The sequence below is a fragment of the Pseudomonas sp. SMV71 genome, assembly GCF_052042015.1.
In the GTDB taxonomy this organism is placed as follows: Bacteria; Pseudomonadota; Gammaproteobacteria; order Pseudomonadales; family Pseudomonadaceae; genus Aquipseudomonas.
Genome location: NZ_JBKGGU010000061.1, coordinates 1 through 431 on the forward strand (window position 1 = coordinate 1; position 431 = coordinate 431).

Genomic DNA, 431 nt, shown 5'->3' on the forward strand with positions numbered 1-431 from the left:
CCGGTGTGGAAGGGCGGGCTGTTCCCGTTCCTGTTCATCACCATCGCCTGTGGCGCGGTGTCGGGCTTCCATGCGTTGATCTCGTCGGGGACCACGCCCAAGCTGCTGGATAACGAAACCAACGCCCGCTACATCGGCTACGGCGGCATGCTCATGGAGTCCTTCGTGGCGATCATGGCGATGGTCGCCGCGTCGGTGATCGAGCCGGGCGTGTACTTCGCCATGAACAGCCCGGCGGCGGTGGTCGGCGGTGACGTCGCGGCGGCCGCGCAAACCATCAGCAGTTGGGGCTTTGCCATCACCCCTGACGCCTTGCAGGCGGTGGCCCGGGACATCGGCGAGACCACGATCCTGGCCCGTGCCGGCGGTGCGCCGACCCTGGCGGTGGGCATCGCGCAGATCCTGCACTCGGTGCTGCCGGGTGAGAACAC

1 protein-coding gene is annotated in these 431 nt (G+C 67.7%); it reads left to right on the forward strand.

What is annotated here, in order from left to right; translation table 11 throughout:
- Nucleotides 1-431: carbon starvation CstA family protein (locus ACLEJQ_RS25775; RefSeq protein ID WP_440799919.1), on the forward strand; the 431-nt coding region annotated here is incomplete at both ends.